This is a genomic window from Paenarthrobacter sp. NPDC089714 (assembly GCF_044748905.1).
Classification (GTDB): Bacteria; Actinomycetota; Actinomycetes; order Actinomycetales; family Micrococcaceae; genus Arthrobacter.
Genome location: NZ_JBIVGX010000005.1, coordinates 235,130 through 252,044 on the forward strand (window position 1 = coordinate 235,130; position 16,915 = coordinate 252,044).

14 protein-coding genes are annotated in these 16,915 nt (G+C 65.4%); 5 read left to right on the forward strand and 9 right to left on the reverse strand.

The window, feature by feature from the left end; genetic code table 11:
- Nucleotide 1: 1 nt before the first annotated feature.
- From ACIPY3_RS11905 to ACIPY3_RS11920, 4 genes are all read left to right on the forward strand, one after another.
- A complete protein-coding gene (locus tag ACIPY3_RS11905) occupies nucleotides 2-1,930 on the forward strand; it encodes a DUF5107 domain-containing protein (RefSeq protein ID WP_400334248.1) in 1,929 nt (642 codons plus the stop codon).
- 60 nt (nucleotides 1,931-1,990) lie between these two features.
- The gene (locus tag ACIPY3_RS11910) at nucleotides 1,991-4,219 is read left to right on the forward strand and encodes an McrB family protein (RefSeq protein ID WP_400334251.1); all 2,229 of its coding nucleotides are present in this window, start codon (nucleotides 1,991-1,993) and stop codon (nucleotides 4,217-4,219) included.
- Between the two features lie 154 nt (nucleotides 4,220-4,373).
- On the forward strand, nucleotides 4,374-5,582 hold the full coding sequence (locus ACIPY3_RS11915) for a restriction endonuclease (protein WP_400334254.1): 1,209 nt from the start codon (nucleotides 4,374-4,376) through the stop codon (nucleotides 5,580-5,582).
- Nucleotides 5,583-5,615: 33 nt separating this feature from the next.
- Entirely contained in the window at nucleotides 5,616-5,861 is a 246-nt protein-coding gene (locus ACIPY3_RS11920; RefSeq protein WP_400334368.1) for a PLDc N-terminal domain-containing protein, read from the forward strand.
- A 15-nt stretch (nucleotides 5,862-5,876) separates the two neighbouring features.
- Here the strand turns inward: ACIPY3_RS11920 and ACIPY3_RS11925 are convergent, their stop codons facing one another.
- A complete protein-coding gene (locus ACIPY3_RS11925) occupies nucleotides 5,877-7,547 on the reverse strand; it encodes a sensor histidine kinase (RefSeq protein ID WP_400334257.1) in 1,671 nt (556 codons plus the stop codon).
- Nucleotides 7,548-7,648: 101 nt separating this feature from the next.
- Here ACIPY3_RS11925 and ACIPY3_RS11930 point away from each other — a divergent pair, with 101 nt between their 5' ends.
- Nucleotides 7,649-8,392, forward strand: coding sequence for a response regulator transcription factor (locus tag ACIPY3_RS11930; protein ID WP_400334260.1), 744 nt, complete (start codon nucleotides 7,649-7,651; stop codon nucleotides 8,390-8,392).
- 58 nt (nucleotides 8,393-8,450) lie between these two features.
- On the opposite strand, the gene fdxA is transcribed toward ACIPY3_RS11930, so the two are convergent.
- The 8 genes from fdxA to ACIPY3_RS11970 are packed head-to-tail and all read right to left on the reverse strand — an operon-like array spanning nucleotide 8,451 to nucleotide 16,857.
- Nucleotides 8,451-8,768, reverse strand: coding sequence for a ferredoxin (gene fdxA, locus ACIPY3_RS11935; RefSeq protein WP_400334263.1), 318 nt, complete (start codon nucleotides 8,766-8,768; stop codon nucleotides 8,451-8,453).
- A gap of 6 nt (nucleotides 8,769-8,774) precedes the next feature.
- A complete protein-coding gene (locus ACIPY3_RS11940) occupies nucleotides 8,775-10,250 on the reverse strand; it encodes an aldehyde dehydrogenase family protein (protein WP_400334266.1) in 1,476 nt (491 codons plus the stop codon).
- Between the two features lie 24 nt (nucleotides 10,251-10,274).
- Nucleotides 10,275-11,087: an SDR family oxidoreductase gene (locus ACIPY3_RS11945; protein ID WP_400334269.1), complete on the reverse strand. Its 813-nt coding sequence runs from the start codon at nucleotides 11,085-11,087 to the stop codon at nucleotides 10,275-10,277.
- Nucleotides 11,087-12,034, reverse strand: a complete 948-nt coding sequence (locus tag ACIPY3_RS11950) for a dihydrodipicolinate synthase family protein (RefSeq protein WP_400334272.1) — start codon at nucleotides 12,032-12,034, stop codon at nucleotides 11,087-11,089. Before ACIPY3_RS11950 ends, ACIPY3_RS11945 begins: the two co-directional genes overlap by 1 nt.
- Nucleotides 12,035-12,085: 51 nt before the next feature.
- Nucleotides 12,086-12,892, reverse strand: coding sequence for an enoyl-CoA hydratase-related protein (locus ACIPY3_RS11955; RefSeq protein ID WP_400334275.1), 807 nt, complete (start codon nucleotides 12,890-12,892; stop codon nucleotides 12,086-12,088).
- Nucleotides 12,889-14,148: a CaiB/BaiF CoA transferase family protein gene (locus tag ACIPY3_RS11960; RefSeq protein ID WP_400334370.1), complete on the reverse strand. Its 1,260-nt coding sequence runs from the start codon at nucleotides 14,146-14,148 to the stop codon at nucleotides 12,889-12,891. The genes ACIPY3_RS11955 and ACIPY3_RS11960 overlap by 4 nt, the downstream gene beginning before the upstream one ends.
- 5 nt (nucleotides 14,149-14,153) lie before the next feature.
- Complete coding sequence (locus ACIPY3_RS11965; RefSeq protein ID WP_400334278.1) at nucleotides 14,154-15,518, reverse strand: FAD-dependent oxidoreductase; 1,365 nt, start codon at nucleotides 15,516-15,518, stop codon at nucleotides 14,154-14,156.
- 10 nt (nucleotides 15,519-15,528) lie between these two features.
- Nucleotides 15,529-16,857, reverse strand: a complete 1,329-nt coding sequence (locus ACIPY3_RS11970; protein ID WP_400334281.1) for an MFS transporter — start codon at nucleotides 16,855-16,857, stop codon at nucleotides 15,529-15,531.
- Nucleotides 16,858-16,915 lie beyond the last annotated feature (58 nt).

Here is a 16,915-nt window from a genome sequence, read left to right on the forward strand (position 1 = left end):
CGTGGCATCATCCAACCTCACAGTGACAACCCTGACGCTGGGCATGGCGGACCTTGGCCCCCTGAACCCCTTGCCCGTGGTGGCCTCCGAACTCGACCAGCCCTACACCGTGGGCGAGGGCATCCCCGAGGAGCTCCAGGCGTCCGCACGGTACGGCCTGGTGCCCAACGTTTATCCATACCTCATGCAGGACGGCTATGACCGGGACGCGGCACCCAAGGAGTTTCCCGCCGTCGTGCTTGAAAACAGCAAGCTGCGCGCCACGGTGCTGCCGTCGCTGGGCGGCAGGATCTGGGAGTTGTTCGACAAAGCCACGGGCAAGCAGCTCCTGCACACCCACGGAGCGCCGCAGCTGGCCAATATCGCGCTGCGGAAGGCATGGTTTGCCGGCGGTTTGGAGTGGAACATCGGAACGCGCGGCCATTCGCCCACCAGTTGCGATCCGTTGCATACGGCGATCGTCCACGCCCCGGACGGCAAGCACCTCCTGCGGATGTGGGAATTCGAACGGCTCCGCGAAGTGGTGTTCCAAGTGGACCTCTGGTTGCCGGAGGATTCGGCCGTGTTGTTCGCCGCCGTGCGGATCCGCAACCCCAATGACCACGACGTTCCCATGTACTGGTGGAGCAACGCGGCGATCCCGGAGACAGCAAGGACCCGCGTGATCGCGCCCGCGGACGAGGCGTTCGGCAGCGACTACGCCACGGACATCACCCGCGTCCGGCCCACGGCCCATGAAGGCTACGACGGCACCTGGCTGGTCAACAGCCCGCACGCGGCCGACTTCTTCTTCGACATCGATCCGGCCGAGCGCCGTTGGGTAGTGGCAGCGGACGACGACGGCGATGGGCTCGCGATGCTCTCCACCGGCCTGTTGCGGGGTAAGAAGCTTTTCGTCTGGGGCCAGGGGCAGGGAGGCAAACGATGGCAAGAGTGGCTGAGCCCCGGCGCCGGCCCCTACGCCGAAATCCAGGCGGGACTGGCACAGACCCAGTTCGAACACCTCGTCATGCCCGCCGAAGCGGTGTGGTCCTGGGTGGAGGCCTATGGCAACGGGCACCTTGATCCGGGCATTTCACACTGCCAGGATTGGGACGCTGCCGTGGAACACGCCGGCCGGAAGCTGGAGACACTGCTGCCACACGGGGAACTGGAAGCCATGCTTCCCACCGCGATCAGCAACGCCGACGTGCCGCCGTCGAAAATGCTGCTGACCGGCAGCGGCTGGGGAGTGTCCGAACGCGCCCGACGCCGGCGCACCGGCAAGCGGTGGATCGACGAAAGCGGCACGCCGTTCGTCACGGAAAGCGTCACGGCGGAGCAGGAACCCTGGCTGGGGCTGCTGAAAGGGCAACCGTTCGACGGCGCGCCCTCCTTTGTTGCCGGCGCGGACTGGGAGGAGCTTCTTGAAGCGCAGGGGAACCCGGAAGCGGACTTCCAGGTGGCTACCATGCGGCATGCCCGGCAGGACCTCAATGGCGCCAAGGAATGGTACAAACGGACACTTGGCGCCAAGCATGCCCACAGGCGGACGAAGGCCTTGGCACACCGTGGTTTGGGCCTGGCCCTGCTCGCTGCGGGGAAAAACGAAGAAGGCCTCGCTGAGTTGCGGAACGGTGTGGAGACTGATTCAACCGTCACCGCCTTGCTCGTGGAAGCCGTCACCCTGAGCATCCGGCACGGAGACCCGGTCATGGCGCTGGACCTGGCGGAGTCGGCACCCAAGGAGGGTGCCGCCGTCGGACGTTTGACGTTCCTCAGGGCGCTGGCGCTCGCCCGCGGCGGGCACGGAGCCGAGGCCGCGGCGATCCTCCGTGACGGCGTCGAGATCCCTGATTTGCGGGAGGGCGAGGACGCCATCGCGGACCTGTGGGAGGAGGTATGTCCTGGCGAACCCGTCCCTGCTGTCTACCGGTTTGGGATGCATTAAAAGCTGAATGAACCCTGTGGAAATCCAGATGCCGACTTAAAGCAAACAAGGTAAGTTGGCATGGTGACCCCCTCCGTGATGCCTGCCATTGACCGCGCCCCCGGAATCTCCAAGGAGATCGAGGACGCGGCGTGGTACGTGCTCAGTCCGGCCCTCCAAGGCAGACCGTCAGCCTTGGATGGGAGGACCCTGACGTGGACGGCCGACGCCGCACGGGAACTGCTGGAACGGCTCGAGCGGGGAGTGGCGGATTCCAAGGCGCCCATGATGACCAACCTGCGCCAGAACCTCGAGGGCGCTTCCCGCGAGGCCAAGCTGCTGGCCGTCGAGTTGCTGTTCCTGCAGTCGTTGCCGCTGGCCCACGAGGTCAAGTCGCTCCGGGTCAAGCGCGCGCGTGTTGCCGAGGCGGCCTCGTGGGTGGAGCCTGCCGTCGAGCTGCCCGAAGAACTCTATGAAGGCATGACGGACCACGGCGTCATCCGGGACCGCACGGCTGAATTCAACTGGACCATTTGGGACCACCTGGTGTGGCTGTGCCGCTTCGTGGAGCACGTGGACAGCCAAAGCACGGAGACCATCAGCGAGGCACTGTCCGATCCCCTTAAGTTCCACGAACTGGCCGTTGGAACACCCGAGGACCAGCCCGCCCTCCGTCGCAGCATCGAGTACCTCGTGTGGCCCAGCTACTTCGAGCCCGTGGTGGCCGACGTGGAGCGCCGGGAAATCCGTGACGCCTTCGCATCGTTGGTGGGTGGGGCCGACGGCGACACCGAGGAAGACATCACTGCGGACATCCACCGGATCCGGCTCCACCTGGATGAGCAGGCCGGCCAGCGGATCGACTGGTACGCGCGCCAACTGGTGAGCCAGTGGCGCAAGGTGGGCGACCCTGGCCGCCGATCATGGCTCCTGCGCACGCACCACGACAACGCCGACCTGCTCGCCGGATGGCTCGGCGAAGAAAAAGCCACGCTGGATGTGGAACACCTCCGTTCCTTGGACGCCGGAGTCACCGCCGGCGTGGTCCAGCATGCCGTTGACGAGGACTGCAAGCACCTTGGCTACGTAGAGCGCGAGGACACCAAAACCGCCGTCTTCGCCTTCCTCACCGTCATGAAGCCCGGCGACCTCACGCTCTACCAAAACGGCGGCCGCGTGCGCGTCGGCGTGGTCCTGGGCGAACCGGATGAGGACAACCGCCGGATCCGCCGCAAGGTCCGTTGGTTCGACGACAGTTACGCCATCACGGAATTGCCGCGCCATGCCCAGCGGCAGCTGTCCACCCCCGGCATTATTGTGGACGTCACCCGGGTCATCCAGGCGCTCCAGGAATTGCTCCCTGTGGAAGCCGAAACCGATGGCGAGGACGAAGCGCCTCCGACTGTCGCCGTCGAGGTTGTGCAGCAGGGCTTCCGTCCCTTGACCGAAGAGTTCGCTGCGTCGCTGCACATGGACCTCGAGCCGCTCAAGGAAATCGCTGAACTCCTGGAAGAGAACCGTCAACTGGTCCTCTACGGTCCGCCCGGCACCGGCAAGACGTACCTGGCCAAGCACCTCGCGGCTGAACTCGCCGGAGACAGCACGGACGAACGCGTGAAGCTGGTGCAGTTCCACCCCTCGTACGCTTATGAGGATTTCTTTGAGGGCTATCGCCCGGACAAGACCGACGACGGCCAAGTGTCCTTCAAGCTTGTCGCCGGGCCGCTGCGCAGGCTCGCCGAAGAAGCCGCCAAACCGGAGAACGCCCACAAGCCGTACTTCCTCATCATCGATGAAATGAACAGGGCAAACCTGGCCAAGGTGTTCGGTGAGCTGTACTTCCTGCTCGAGTACCGGGACGACCGCATCTACCTGCAGTACAGCCCCAACGAGCCCTTCAGTTTGCCGGACAACCTGTACATCATCGGCACCATGAACACCGCGGACCGCTCCATCGCCATGATGGATGCGGCCATCCGCCGCCGCTTTGCGTTCATTGAGCTCCACCCCAACGTGGAGCCGGTCAAGGGCTCCCTGCGCCGCTTCCTCGAAGCCCGCGGGCTGGATACCCTCAACGCGGACCTCCTGGATGCCCTCAACGAGGCCATTGACGACTGGGACCGGGACCTCATGATCGGGCCGTCGTACTTCATGAAGAACGCTGCCCAGAACCCCACGGGCCTGCGCAGGATCTGGAAGTACGAGCTCATGCCCCTCCTTGAGGAGCACTACCACGGCCAACTGAACCGTGCACAACTGGAAGAGCGCTTCGGCCTGGACCAGCTGCTGGGACGACTTGCGGCCCGCTAAGGCCATCCCGCCCCGCCCGGGGCGGCCGCCTTCCAGCGCCGCAGCTGAGCCGTCGGGCGCTCCGGCGCGGAGCGTCACCCCGGCCGTTGGCAGAACCGCGGCGGCCGTAGCTAAACGGGGCCAGGGGAGGCTGACCGGACCACGGCACATCGTCATGGACGAACTGTCCCGCGGCGTGGTGGACAAACTGGACCCCGAGTCTGCGGCGTTCATCAATGCCAGCGGCCTGGCCAAGACCTCGCCCATGGGCATGGGGCTCTACCGGATCGAACCGGCCGGCAAAGTGGGCTCTGTACGCACCTCCACCATTCAGCTGGAGGTGCGCCCCAAGGATCGCCTGGGCCTGAACCGGCTCCTGTTCCTGCTGAGCTACGCCGGCGACCAAGGCTTTGGCGATCACGCCGTGGAAGCCGTGGAGCACCCGGACCTGTGGAGTGCGCTCGCCGCATCCCTGGCACAATTGGCCGACCGTGCCCTGAGCCGCGGGGTCCTCCAGGGCTACCTCACCGTGGACGAATCATTGCGGACCGTGAAGGGCCGGATCCGGATTTCGGACCAGATCTCCCGCCGCCCCGGCATGATGGTTCCGTTGGAAGTCTCCTACGACGAATTCACCGAGGACATCGCCGAGAACCGGATCCTGCGCGCCGCGCTGGAGCGCATGGCGCAAGTGCCCGGCGTCCGCGCCGATGTCCAGAGCCGCCTGCGGCAGCTCAAGGGAAAGCTCGACGCCGTCACCCGCCTCCAGTCCGGAGCACCACTGCCGCCGTGGAAGGCCAGCAGGATGAACCTGCGGTACCACGCGGTGCTCCGCCTGGCCGAAGTGATCCTGCGCAACGCGTCCGCGGAGGCAGGAGAGGGCAAGCAGCAAACGGCGTCCTTCGTGGTGGACATGGCCAAAGTGTTCGAGAACTTCGTGGGCACGGCCTTGCGCCAAGCCATGAGTTCGCACCCGGGAGAGATGCGCCTGCAGTACGGTGCCTTGCTCAACGAAGCTGTCCGGGACACCGATCGCTTGATGGTCAGGCCAGACGCCGCACATTTCCTGGGCGGACGTCCCGTGGTGGTTTACGACTCCAAATACACGGCAGCCGGTGACGCAGGCGCCTCGCTCAACGCCGATCACTACCAACTGCTGGCCTACTGCACGGCCCTGCGGGTTCCCACGGCGTGGCTCGTTTATGCAGGGCAAGGGGAGATGAAGCTGCGGCGGATCCTCAATACGGATATCGATATTGTGGAGTACCCGCTGGACCTCTCCCTGCCGCCGCAGGACATCCTGGCCGCCATCAAGGACCTCGCCGAACAGTCCTGGGGTGAAGTAGTGCGGCAGGCTGTGGCGGGTCGCGGAGCCGAAGACTAGCCTGAGAAGTACACGTTCCCGGATGGAGGCATGATGGCCCGCAAGAAGTCTTGGCGAGACATGAGCACAGGCCAACGCGTGATGCTGATGATCAGTGGTGCGGTGAACCTGACGTTGCTGATCGCCGCGCAACGCAGTTTGGCCAAGACCCCGGAAGCGCAGATCAGGGGCAAGAAGGTGTTGTGGCGCGCAGCGTCCTTCATCAACTTCTTTGGTCCGGTGAGCTACTTCCTCTTTGGCCGCCGTCGTGATTCCGGTGCGGTGACGGCCAAGCGCTAAGGTGCGTAGCCGTGGCTAGGCAGGAACCTTGACCGTAAAGGTGGTTCCGCGTCCCGGTTCGCTTTCCAGTTCTATGCTGCCCCCGTGGGCTTCCACGATTGCCTTGCTGATGGGAAGCCCCAACCCCACGCCCGGGATGGCACTGTTGCGGACTCCGCCTGCCCGGAAGAACTTGGTGAAGACCTCTGACGCTTCCTCTTCGGTCATGCCCATGCCCGTGTCCGAGACCCGGCAGAAAACGTAATCCTGGTCCTCCCAGGCGGCCACCACCACATCGCCGCCGTCGGGGGAGTACTTGATGGCGTTGGAGACCAGGTTGTCCAGCACCTGCGACATCCGGGAGGAATCCACGCGGGCTTCCAGCGCGGGAGGCACGTCCATGGACAGCCGGATGCCTGCCTTCGCGGCGCGGGGCTCGGCTGAAGTGACGCTGCTGCGGACCAGTTCCACCACGTCCACGGTGTGGGGCTGGATGGCAATCTGGCCGGACCGCACGGACAGCAGGTCCGAGACGAGGGTGAGGAGGCGTTCGGCGTTGCGCCGGACGATGTCCAACTGCATCCGGTACTTCGGATCGAGGCCGTGGGGATCGTCCAGGATCAATTCCACGTAGCCCAGGATGGACGTCAACGGCGTCCGGAACTCGTGGGACACGTTGGCTACGAAGTCGTCCTTGGCTGCCAGGGCGTTGACCAGTTCGGTGACGTCATTGAACACCACCACGGAGCCGGCGAACTTTCCGTCGTCATCCACCATCGGCCTGGCGCTTGCCGTGAAGGCGCGCTGGTCAGTCCCGCTGCCCAGCCACACGAGTTGGTCGGTGAACCGTTCGCCCAAAACGGCCCGGCGGACGGGACGCTGGTCTGCCGGCAGGGGAGTGGTCCGGTCGGTGTCGAAGACCAGCAGTTCGGCCTCGTTGGGATCCGGGTTGTCGGGCGGCGTCGCGAGGCTGTGGCTTTGGCGCTGGCGGCGGTTCATGAGAAGGTCGTGGCCATTCCCGTCCACGGCAACGACTCCCAAGGGGAGGGCTTCCATGACGGTGTTCAGGAGGCGCTCCTGCTTGGTGCTGGCGTCCAGCGCTTCCTTGAGTTCCTCATCCTTCTCCTCCAGGGCTCTTTGCTGCCGCATCATGCTGAGCGTCAGGACGCTGACGGACACGCCGATGCCTACGATCAGGATGGGGAAGAGGAGAGGCTTGGTGAGGCTCTGCTCTGTGACGGCGCCCCGCAGGAAAAGCGGTACCCACACGATGGCCAAGGGGCCCACGAAGGACAACGCGATGGCCAGCCTCGGGTACAGGCCGGACGCACAGAGCCAGATGACTGGAAGGACCACCAAGACGCTGAGGCCGGTGAGGGCATCCTGGCCGCCCTCACGCCCAAATCCAATGGACACCATGTCCAGGATGGGGATGGCCAGGAAACTCGGGAAAGGCAGTTTGTGCCACGGAACAGCGATGCAGAGCCCCAACAGCAGTGCCTGGCTGAGCAGGAAGGCCAGGAAGAGGGGGTTGTCCAAGGTGGCCGGGAAGAACAGCCACACGAGGATCGCGGAGAGGCAGACGCATACCGAGAGGGGCAGTTGGCTCAGGACTACGCGCATGCGCAGGGTGTGCTCGTGGAACGAGCGCCGAAAGACCAGCAGATTCTTCTTTTCGCCCAAATCCCAGATGGTCGGGTTGGTCATGGCGCAACCCGCGGGGAGGCGGAAGAAAGTCTGTTCATGAGATCAGCCTAACCATAATGGTTATACTTCGAAGGGTTATCTAAGGGGGCTGAGGGGCAGCGATGAGTGAAGTACGTGTGGGGCTGGTTATTGAGGACGACCAGGATATACGCGAATTGGTCCGTGTGGTTCTTTCGCAGGCCGGGTTTGATGTCCACGTTGCCTCCACGGGATCGGCCGGTGTGTCCTCTGCCCGGGAACTCAACCCTGACGTTATTACCCTTGATCTTGGCCTTCCGGACATCGATGGGTTCGAGGTTGCACGGCAGATCCGGAAAACCTCGGATGCGTACATCATTATGCTGACGGCCCGGGCCGAGGAGCTCGATACCCTCATGGGCCTCGAAGCCGGTGGCGACGATTACCTCACCAAGCCCTTCCGGCCTCGCGAGCTGCGCGCCCGGGTGGAAGCCATGATGCGCAGGCCGCGGTCGTCGTCGGACTCCAAGGCCGCTGCGGAAGAGGCGGATCCCGAGGTGAGCCACAACGGACTGGCCGTTTCCGCGGGCTCCCGTACCGCCGTCTTGAACGGCACGGAGTTGAAGCTGACCCGCACGGAATTCGACCTCCTGGTTGCGCTGCTGGAAACCGGGCGGATCGTGCGGACCAAGGCGGACCTCGCCCGCCGCCTGCGGAACGAGCCCTACGACGTCGGCTCGTACGTCAGTGACGCGGACGAGCGTGCCGTGGAAGTGCACATGGGTAATCTGCGCAAGAAGTTGGGCGACAGTATCCAGAGCCCCCGCTGGCTGGAAACAGTCCGCGGCGTGGGCTACCGCCTGGCGCCCGCCGCCCAGAACAACTAACCCCAACTGGGTCGCAGTTGTGCGCGTTTTGAGGGCTGAAAACGCGCACTAATGCGACCTAGTTGGGTTGGGGGACGGGGAGGCGGAGGGGTTCTGCGGAGATCACGGGGTGGTCTGTGTCCGGCCGGCTTAAACCCGGACCGTCGTCGAAGAACTCCGCGTTGGCCCTCACATAGTCAGCCCACTCATCCGGGACGTCCTCGGAGAAGTAGATCGCTTCAACCGGGCACACGGGATCGCAGGCACCACAGTCCACGCATTCGGACGGATGGATGTAGAGGGAACGCGCGCCCTCGTAGATGCAGTCCACAGGGCACTCGTTGATGCAGGCCTTGTCTTTCACATCCACGCAGGGCTGCGCGATCACATAACTCATGGCTTGCTACACGCCCGTGTAGACGGTCTTGCCCCACGTGAAGAACTCCAGCGCGGACCGTCCTTGTTCGCGGAACGTGTTGGTGGAGGAGTCCTTGACGCCGCCGAACGGTACGTTGAGGTCCAGGCCCGCCGTAGGTCGGTTGACCTTGACCACACCGGCCTGCGCCCGGGCAGCGAAGTCTGTGGCCAACGCCAGGGAATCGGTGCAGATACCTGCGGTCAGTCCGTAGCGGGAGTCATTGATGGCAGCCAACCCGGCTTCGTAGTCGGGGACTTCCAGCACCGCCACCACCGGGCCGAAGATTTCCTCCGTCACTGCGGCGTCGTCGAAGGGCAAGTCGGTGAGGACCGCCGCCGGGAAGAACAGCGCGCCGGAGGGGTCGCCGTCGTACCGTCCGTGCAGGAGCGTGGCACCGCGTTCGACGGCGGTATGCACCGCTGCCTGGTCCTGCTCGAATTGCTGCCGGCTCACCACAGCGCCCATCCGGGTTCCGTCCGCGAGCCCGTCGCCAGTGCTGTACGCCGCGGCCTCCGCGACCAGCGCATCGAGGAACGCGGCACGGATGCCTGGCGTCACGTAGACGCGGGACGTCGCCGTGCAGGCCTGGCCGGTGAGTCCGAAGGCACCTGCCGCGACCACTTGGGCTGCTTTGCGGGGATCGGCGTCGTCCAGCACCAGGACCCCGTTCTTCCCACCCATCTCCAGCTGCACACGGGCCCGGCGGGCGTTGAGGATTTCCTGCAGCGCCAGGCCAACGTTGGTGGAGCCGGTGAAGGAAAGCCCGGCGATGCGGGGATCGCGGGCCAGGGCATCGCCCACCACGCGGCCTTTGCCGTGGACCACGTTGAACACGCCATCCGGGAGCCCGGCGTCCTGCAGCGCCCGGGCCAGATGCGTCGCGGACAACGGGGTGAGCTCGGCGGGCTTGATCACCACGGTGTTGCCGCTGATCAGGGCGGGGGCGGTTTTCCACGCCGGGATGGCGATGGGGAAGTTCCAGGGCGTGATCAGGCCAACGACTCCCAGTGGTTCGCGGCGGGTGGTGATGGTGGTGTCCGGAAGTCCGCTCGGCAGCACTTCGCCGGTGGCGGCCCAGCCCAGGGAGCCGAAGAAGCGCAGGACGTCCGAGGCCCGCTTGACCTCACCTTTGGCCTCGGCCAGGGTCTTGCCCTCTTCCCGAACGAGGTCTTCGGCAATGGCGGCTTGCCGCTCGATCAGCAGGTTTCCGGCGGCGATCAGGATGGCGCCACGCGAGGGTGCAGGCAGTGCCGCCCACGCGGGCTGTGCAGCGGTTGCGGCGGTGATGGCGGCGTCCACGTCCTCGGCCGTGCCGCTCGGGGAGAGGGCTGCGAGTTCGCCGGGGCGTGCCGGGTTCATCCGTTCCGTGGTGGCTTCGCCGAGCCATTGCCCGTTGATGAGGTGCTGGGCAGTGGTGGTTGCCTCAGCTGTCAGGGTGGTTTCGAACGCTGTTGAAGTCATGGCAAGTCCTTAAAGTGTGGGGGTTCAGAGGCTGCGGATCAGGCCGCCGTCGCACCGGAGTGCCACGCCGGTGATGTACGACGCCGGTGCGCTGCACAGGAAGGCGGCCGCGGCACCGAACTCGGCGGGTTCTCCATAACGGCGGGCCGGGATGGTTTTCCGGGACTCGAGTTGGATGTCCTCGAGGGTGGTACCGCGGCGCTTGGCTGCGGCCTGGTCCAACTGGGTGACGCGGTCCGTGGCGATCCGGCCCGGCAGGAGCAAGTTGACGGTGACTTCGTCCAAAGCCACTTCGGCTGCGAGGGTCTTGAGGTAGCCGGCCAAGGCGGCCCGTCCCGTGTTGGAGACCGCGAGGTTGGGAAGCGGAGCGGTGACTCCACTGGAACCGATCGCGAGGATGCGACCCCAACGGCGCTCCCGCATCCCGGGCAGGACCCGCGAGACCAGGGCGTGGTGCGGTTTGACCAGCAGATCGAAGGCCGCGGCCATCTCCTCGGAGCTGAGCGTGGCGGCCGCGCCGGGCTTGGGACCGGGGCCGTTGAGCACCAGGATGTCGATCGGTCCAAGGTTCGCCACGGTCTGGTCCACGGCCGACACGATGCCCTCCTCCGTGCCCAGATCCGCCTCAATGGCGACAGCGTCAAAACCCGCGCTGCCAAGGGAGCCCGTCCCGTACGCCGCCTGCAGGTCAGCCACGATCTCCTTGGCGCGGTCCCGCCGACGTCCAACCACCGCCACGCGGACCCCTTCGGCGGCAAGCGCACGGGCGACGGCCAAGCCCAGTCCACCCGTAGAGGCGGCAACCAGTGCGGTCTTTCCTGCGATTCCGAGGTCCATCAGAAACTCCCTACTGCTGAACGCGCCTCGAGGGCGTTTGCGGCTTCGCGAAGGTGGATGCCCATGGACTCCCGCAGGACTTCCGGGAACCCGGCCGCCGGTGCACGCACCCCGGAGTCTTTGATGAGTCCGCGCTCGCGGAGGCATTCCTTGCGGATGGTGAGGGCTACCTTGGCTTGCTGTTCGAAGTTGATCAGGGGCAGGTAGGGCAGCAGTTCGCGCTGGGCCGCCTCGTAGCCGTCCGCTTGCCATGCCCGGACGCAGGCGATGAGTGCCTCGGGGTAGGAGAACCCGGTCATCGCTCCGGCTGCGCCGGCCATGAGTTCGTCCAGGAGTCCTTGCCCGCCGAGGCCACCAAAGATGGAAACGTCGACGGCGGCACTCAATTCTGCGATGCCGACGCTGGTTGGCGGGGCCTCGGCTTTGATGGCGATGATGTAAGCGCAGGCCCTCACAACTGAGATCAGCGCCGGCGTGGCAATGCTGACGCCGCTGGCCAGCGGATAGTCCTGCAGGACAACCTGGGCGCCGGTGGCCCGGTGGATGGCGTCCAGGTGGGCAATGACGGTTTCCGGGCGTGCCGAGTTGGCCTGGACCATGACGGCCGCGAGGCGGTTGCCGGCGGCGTCCTGGGCGGCGAGGATTTCCTCGATGGCAGGCCTGGTGGCGAGCGCGGTCACGCCGACCACCAGGGGAAGCGTGGTGCTTTCGAGCACGGTTTCCAGGACGTCGCGGCGTTCTTCCGGGGTCAGCGCGGCTGCTTCGCCGAAGACCCCGAGCACGGTGAGCCCGGTAGCTCCGATGGCCTGGTAGTGCTCCACGAGTTCGGCCAGGCTGTCAAGGTCCACGTCGAGGGTGCTGCCTTGGAAGGGGGTGGCGACGACGCCCCAAACCCCGCCCGGAAGACTGGTCCGGAGGCTGTTTTTGGGCGCAGGGGACTGCGGCATGGTTGGTTCCTTTCAGTGCGGGACGGGGTTTGTGGGTGATGGGAGGGTGCGTCAGCGCCCGGGCCACACCGGAGGGCGCTTTTCCTGGAACGCCCTGACCCCTTCGGCGGAGTCTTCGCTGTCGAGGGCCGCCATAAGCGCGGGCAGGCGGAGCCCGCGGGCTTCCTTGGCAGTAAGGTGCGACGTCCGGGTCACCATCTGCTTTACGGCCCGGACGGACGTGGGAGCGCAAGCCACGATCTGGTCTACCCAGCGCTGCACGGCGGCGTCGAGTTCCTCTGCTGGGACCACCTCGTTGACCAGGCCCATGGACTGCATCTCTGCAGCGTCGGCTTTGCGGCCGGTCAAGAGCATCCCCATGGCCTGCGTGTAAGGGACCCGCCTGACCAACTGGTGGATGCCGCCGTCGAGCGCCAACCGCCCGACGCGAGGCTCGGTCAAGCCGAACTTCGCGCTGGAGGCGGCCACCACGATGTCCGCGCCGAGGACGATTTCCATGCCGCCACCCAGGGCGTAGCCGTTGACACGGGCAATGACGGGGACATCGAGGCTGGTGCGGAGGCTCAGTCCGCCGAAGCCGTTGGGATCCAGGCCGGCCCAGTATTCCAGGCCGGTTTTGTCCACGGCGTCGGCCGACATATCGGCACCAACGCAGAAGGCGCGGGTGCCGGCGCCGGTCACCACCACGGCCCGTACGGAGGGATCTGCCTCCACCTGATCCCAGATCTCGTTGAGCCTGGCGTGGGTGGTCCCATCCACGGCGTTGAGGACATGTTGCCGGTCGATGGTGACCGTGGCGACACCGTCGTTGATGGCCAGGGTGACGGTGTCCACGCGTGTGTCGACAGCCACGCTCATCGGAGGACTCCCAACTGCTGGAGGCGTTCGATGGTCGCTGCGTCGAAGCCGTTCTCCAACAGGACCTCCACGTTGTGCTCGCCCAAGCGCGGGGCCGTGCGGCGGATGGACGGGGGAGTGGCCGAGAGCCGGATGGGTGCGTTGAGCATGCGCACGGTTCCCACGGAGGGGTGTTCGGCCTCGACGATCATGCCGTTGGCCTCGGTCTGGGCATCGGCAAGGGCCTGCTCCAAGGTGTGCACGGGCGCATTGAGCAGTCCTTGATCTTCAAGCTTTGCGGCCCAGTATTCGGTGGTGTTCGTGGCGAAGTGCTCACGGAAGATGGCCTGCAGCGCGGGCTTGTTCTTGAACTGCTGCTCCAGCGTGGCGAAGCCGGGCCGTTCGGTGAGGTCCTCGTCGAGTTCCAGGGCCTCGGAGATGCGGGCCAGGGGATCGGGCGTGAAGCCGCCCACCATGCACACGGCACCGTCGGTGGTCTCGAAGACTCCACTCAGCGGCATGGCACCCCAGTTGACCTCGTAACCGCGGTTGAGCTGCATGCACGCTTCCTGCATTTGCAGGTGCAGCATGGAGTCGTACATGGTCACTTCCACTTTTTGGCCTGTGCCGGTGGCGTCGCGGGTGCGCAGCGCCAGCAGGATGCCCTGCATAAGGTGCATGCCCGTGATGTAGTCGCACAGGGTGGTGGGATAGATCGCCGGTTTGGTGTCATCGGACTCGCGGCGCCACATCACGCCCGAGTAGGCCTGCGCGATCGCGTCCTGTCCGCCCTTGTGCGAGTAAGGACCTTCGGGCCCGAAGCCTGTGCCCGAAGCCCAGATGATGCCCGGGTTCTTCGCCTTGAGGTCCTCGTAGCCAAAGCCCATCCGCTCCATGACACCTGAACGGAAGTTGCTGACCACCACGTCCGCGTCGGCCATGAGCCGGTGGAGCACCTCGCGGCCTTCGTCGGTGCGGGTGTCCACCGAGACGCTGCGCTTGTTCCGGTTGATCGACAGGAAGATCGGGTTGTCCTGGCCGTCCTGGTCCGGGAAGGAATTGCGCGAGATGTCACCGGCACCGGGGCGCTCCACCTTGATGATGTCTGCGCCGTAATCACCCAGCAGCTGGGTGGCCGACGGTCCCATGAACACCTGCGTGAAGTCCACGATCTTGATGCCGTCCAGGGGGAGCGGCACGGGTGCCGGTGCCGCCGCGGCGCGGGCCGCCGTCGTGCTTTCAGTCTGTTCAGCGGTTTCGGCTTGTTCAACTGTCATGGTGCTCATGCCGGCACCACTGCGTCGGAGTCGATGGTGGCGTTCGACGACGGGACGTCGCCCGGGTCGGCACCGTGCCGGCGCATGCCCAGCTGGATGTCCGCTGCCGCGACATCGCGGACCAGGAGGTTGTTCTCGACGGCGAGGGCTGCTGCGACGCCGACGGCCTGGCCCATGGCCATGCAGGGTGGGATCTCGCGGGACATCTTCTGGGCTTCGGGAGTAGCCGAGTAGTGGCGACCGGCCACCAGGAGCTGGTCCACTTCCTTGGGCAGCAACGAGCGGTAGGGGTAGTAGTAGTCGCGGCCGCGGGCCACGGTGTCTTCGAAGTGGCGGCGCTGGGTGACGTCGTCCTTGGTCATGACGTATTCGCCCTCAAGCAGGCGGGTCTGGCGGACGCCCATCTGGGAGGCGACGTCCAGCATGTAGCAGTTTTCGAAGCCGGGCAGGTTGGCGCGGACGTACTCCACAGCCTCGGAGATGCGGTCGCGGGCAGCGAACTCGGCGGCGGTCATGTCTGCCGGGTCCACGCCGTCGAATCCGGTCATGTGCGGGGCGTTGCACCACACCACGCCGTCGATGGGGGTCTTGAGCCACCAGAGTTCCCAGGCACCGCCGAGGAGGCGCTTGATCTTGCGGTTGATGGCACGGGCTTCCTTGGGGTTGGCCTGTTCGAAGGCCTCTGCCGCGTTGGTGTCCACGTTGCCCAGCCGGAAGACGAGGGTGGTGAGGTAGTTGTCCTTGGCGTAGCTGGCGCCGGCACGTGAAGCAACGTCGATGTCGCCGGTGGTGTCGATGACGACGTCGGCCGTGAAGGCCTGCGGTCCGGACTTCGTTTCGCAGATGACGCCCTTGATCACTCCGTTGTCCACGATGGGGCGGGAGAACCAGGAGTGCAGGCGGAGGTCCACGCCGGCTTCGCGGACCAGGTCGTTGGAAACCCGCTTCCAGCCGTCGGGATCGAAGGCTGCCGCGTAGCAGATGGGCTTCGGGTTGGTGTGCGAGTGGAAGTCGAAGGTGCCGTAGCGGCCCCACTTGTTCCACAGTTCCTCGGAGGTCTTGCGGTCATCGGCAGGCGGGACGATGGCGAGGCCGAGCTTCTGCAGGCGTTCCACGTACTCGGAGACAATGCCGGTGACGGTGATTTCCTGGCCGTTGATCATGTCATCGAGCACCAGGACCATGCCACCGGAAGCGAGGCCGCCCAGGGACGAGTAGCGCTCCAAGAGGGTGACTTTCGCGCCGGATCGGGCTGCCGTGACGGCGGCTGCCACACCTGCAGGGCCGCCACCGACGACGAGTACGTCGGAACGGGAGATGACCGGGGCGGTGAGGTCCGCCGTCGTGGTGCTGAGTTCGAGGGAGTTCATGGTGAGGTCCTTACTTGCCGACGAAGATGCCGTTGGAACGGCGTGCGGCGAGGTAGAAAACGATGCTGAGGATGGACAGGACGGCCACGTAGACCGGGAAGATCCAGGTGAGGTTCAGGGATTGGAACCACACCAGAAGATAGGAAGCGGTGCCGCCGAAGACTGCCACGCCGATGCCGTAACCGAGCGCGACGCCTGTGCCGCGGATGTTCTTGGGCATCAGGGAGGAGCTGACCACGTTGTAGAGGGTCATGTTGAGCACCAGGACAATCGAGCCGCCCAAGAGGACTGCTGCGAAGCCGCCGATGCCCGGCTGGACGTAGAGCAGCATCAGGAACACGGACGGAATGGCCAGGATGCGGGTCACGAGGAACCACTTGGACATCGCCTTGCCGTCGGCAAGCTTTCCGATGACCCAGGATCCGACAACCAGGATGGCACCCAGGACGGTGGTGAGGGCGAACACGGCAGTGGGGTCTTCCTTGAAGCCGCTGCGTGCTGCGCTGGGGAGGCCGACGTTCCAGGCGTAGTTGTAGGCCTGTGCGGCGCCCACCACGAAGATGATGGCCAGGACGGAGAGCCAGTGTTTGCCAACGCCCTTCCAGACGGCCCGCGGGGTATTGGTGGCCATTTCCTCTTGCTTGAGGGTTTCCGGGAGGGAACGGCGCAGGTAGAGGACCACGAAACCGAACAAGGCACCGATGATGAAGGGCACTCGCCAGCCCCATTCGCCCATGGCCGCTCCGCCGATCAGCAGGCTGCAAAGGAAGCTGACCAGGGAAGCCATGAGGATGCCGATGTTGACGTAGAAGGACATGATGCCGGCCACGTAGCCTTCACGGCCTTCGGGTGCCAGTTCCACGGCATGGGAGGTGGAGAGCGGAGCCTCGATGCCGGTGGAGATGCCCTGCAGGACGCGGCAGGCCAACAGGATGATGCCGGCCCAGGCGCCGATGGTGGCGTAGCTCGGAGTGATCGCGATGACCAGGGTTGTTCCAGCCATGAGCATGATGGACAGGAGCATCACCCGGCGCCTGCCAATGCGGTCCGCCAGGGTTCCCAACAGGATGCCGCCGAGCGGCCGGAACGCGAATCCCACCGCGAACACGGCCAAAGCGTTCAAAGTAGCGGAAAGCGGATCGGTGTTCGGGAAGAAGTTGGGTCCGATGAAGGCGGACAGGAGGCCGAAGACCATCCAGTCGTACCATTCAAGGGCGTTTCCCAGGCCCAGGCCCAGGAGGCCCTTACGGACCTCGGGGGAGAACTTCGCGTTCTTGGCGGGGGTGGCGGTGCTTGGTTTTGGTGAGGGGACGGCGTTGTCCGTTTGGATGTCGAGCATGGAAGTTTCCTTACGCTGACGCCCGGGAGGGCGTGAAAGGGTATGACGCAGGAACGCC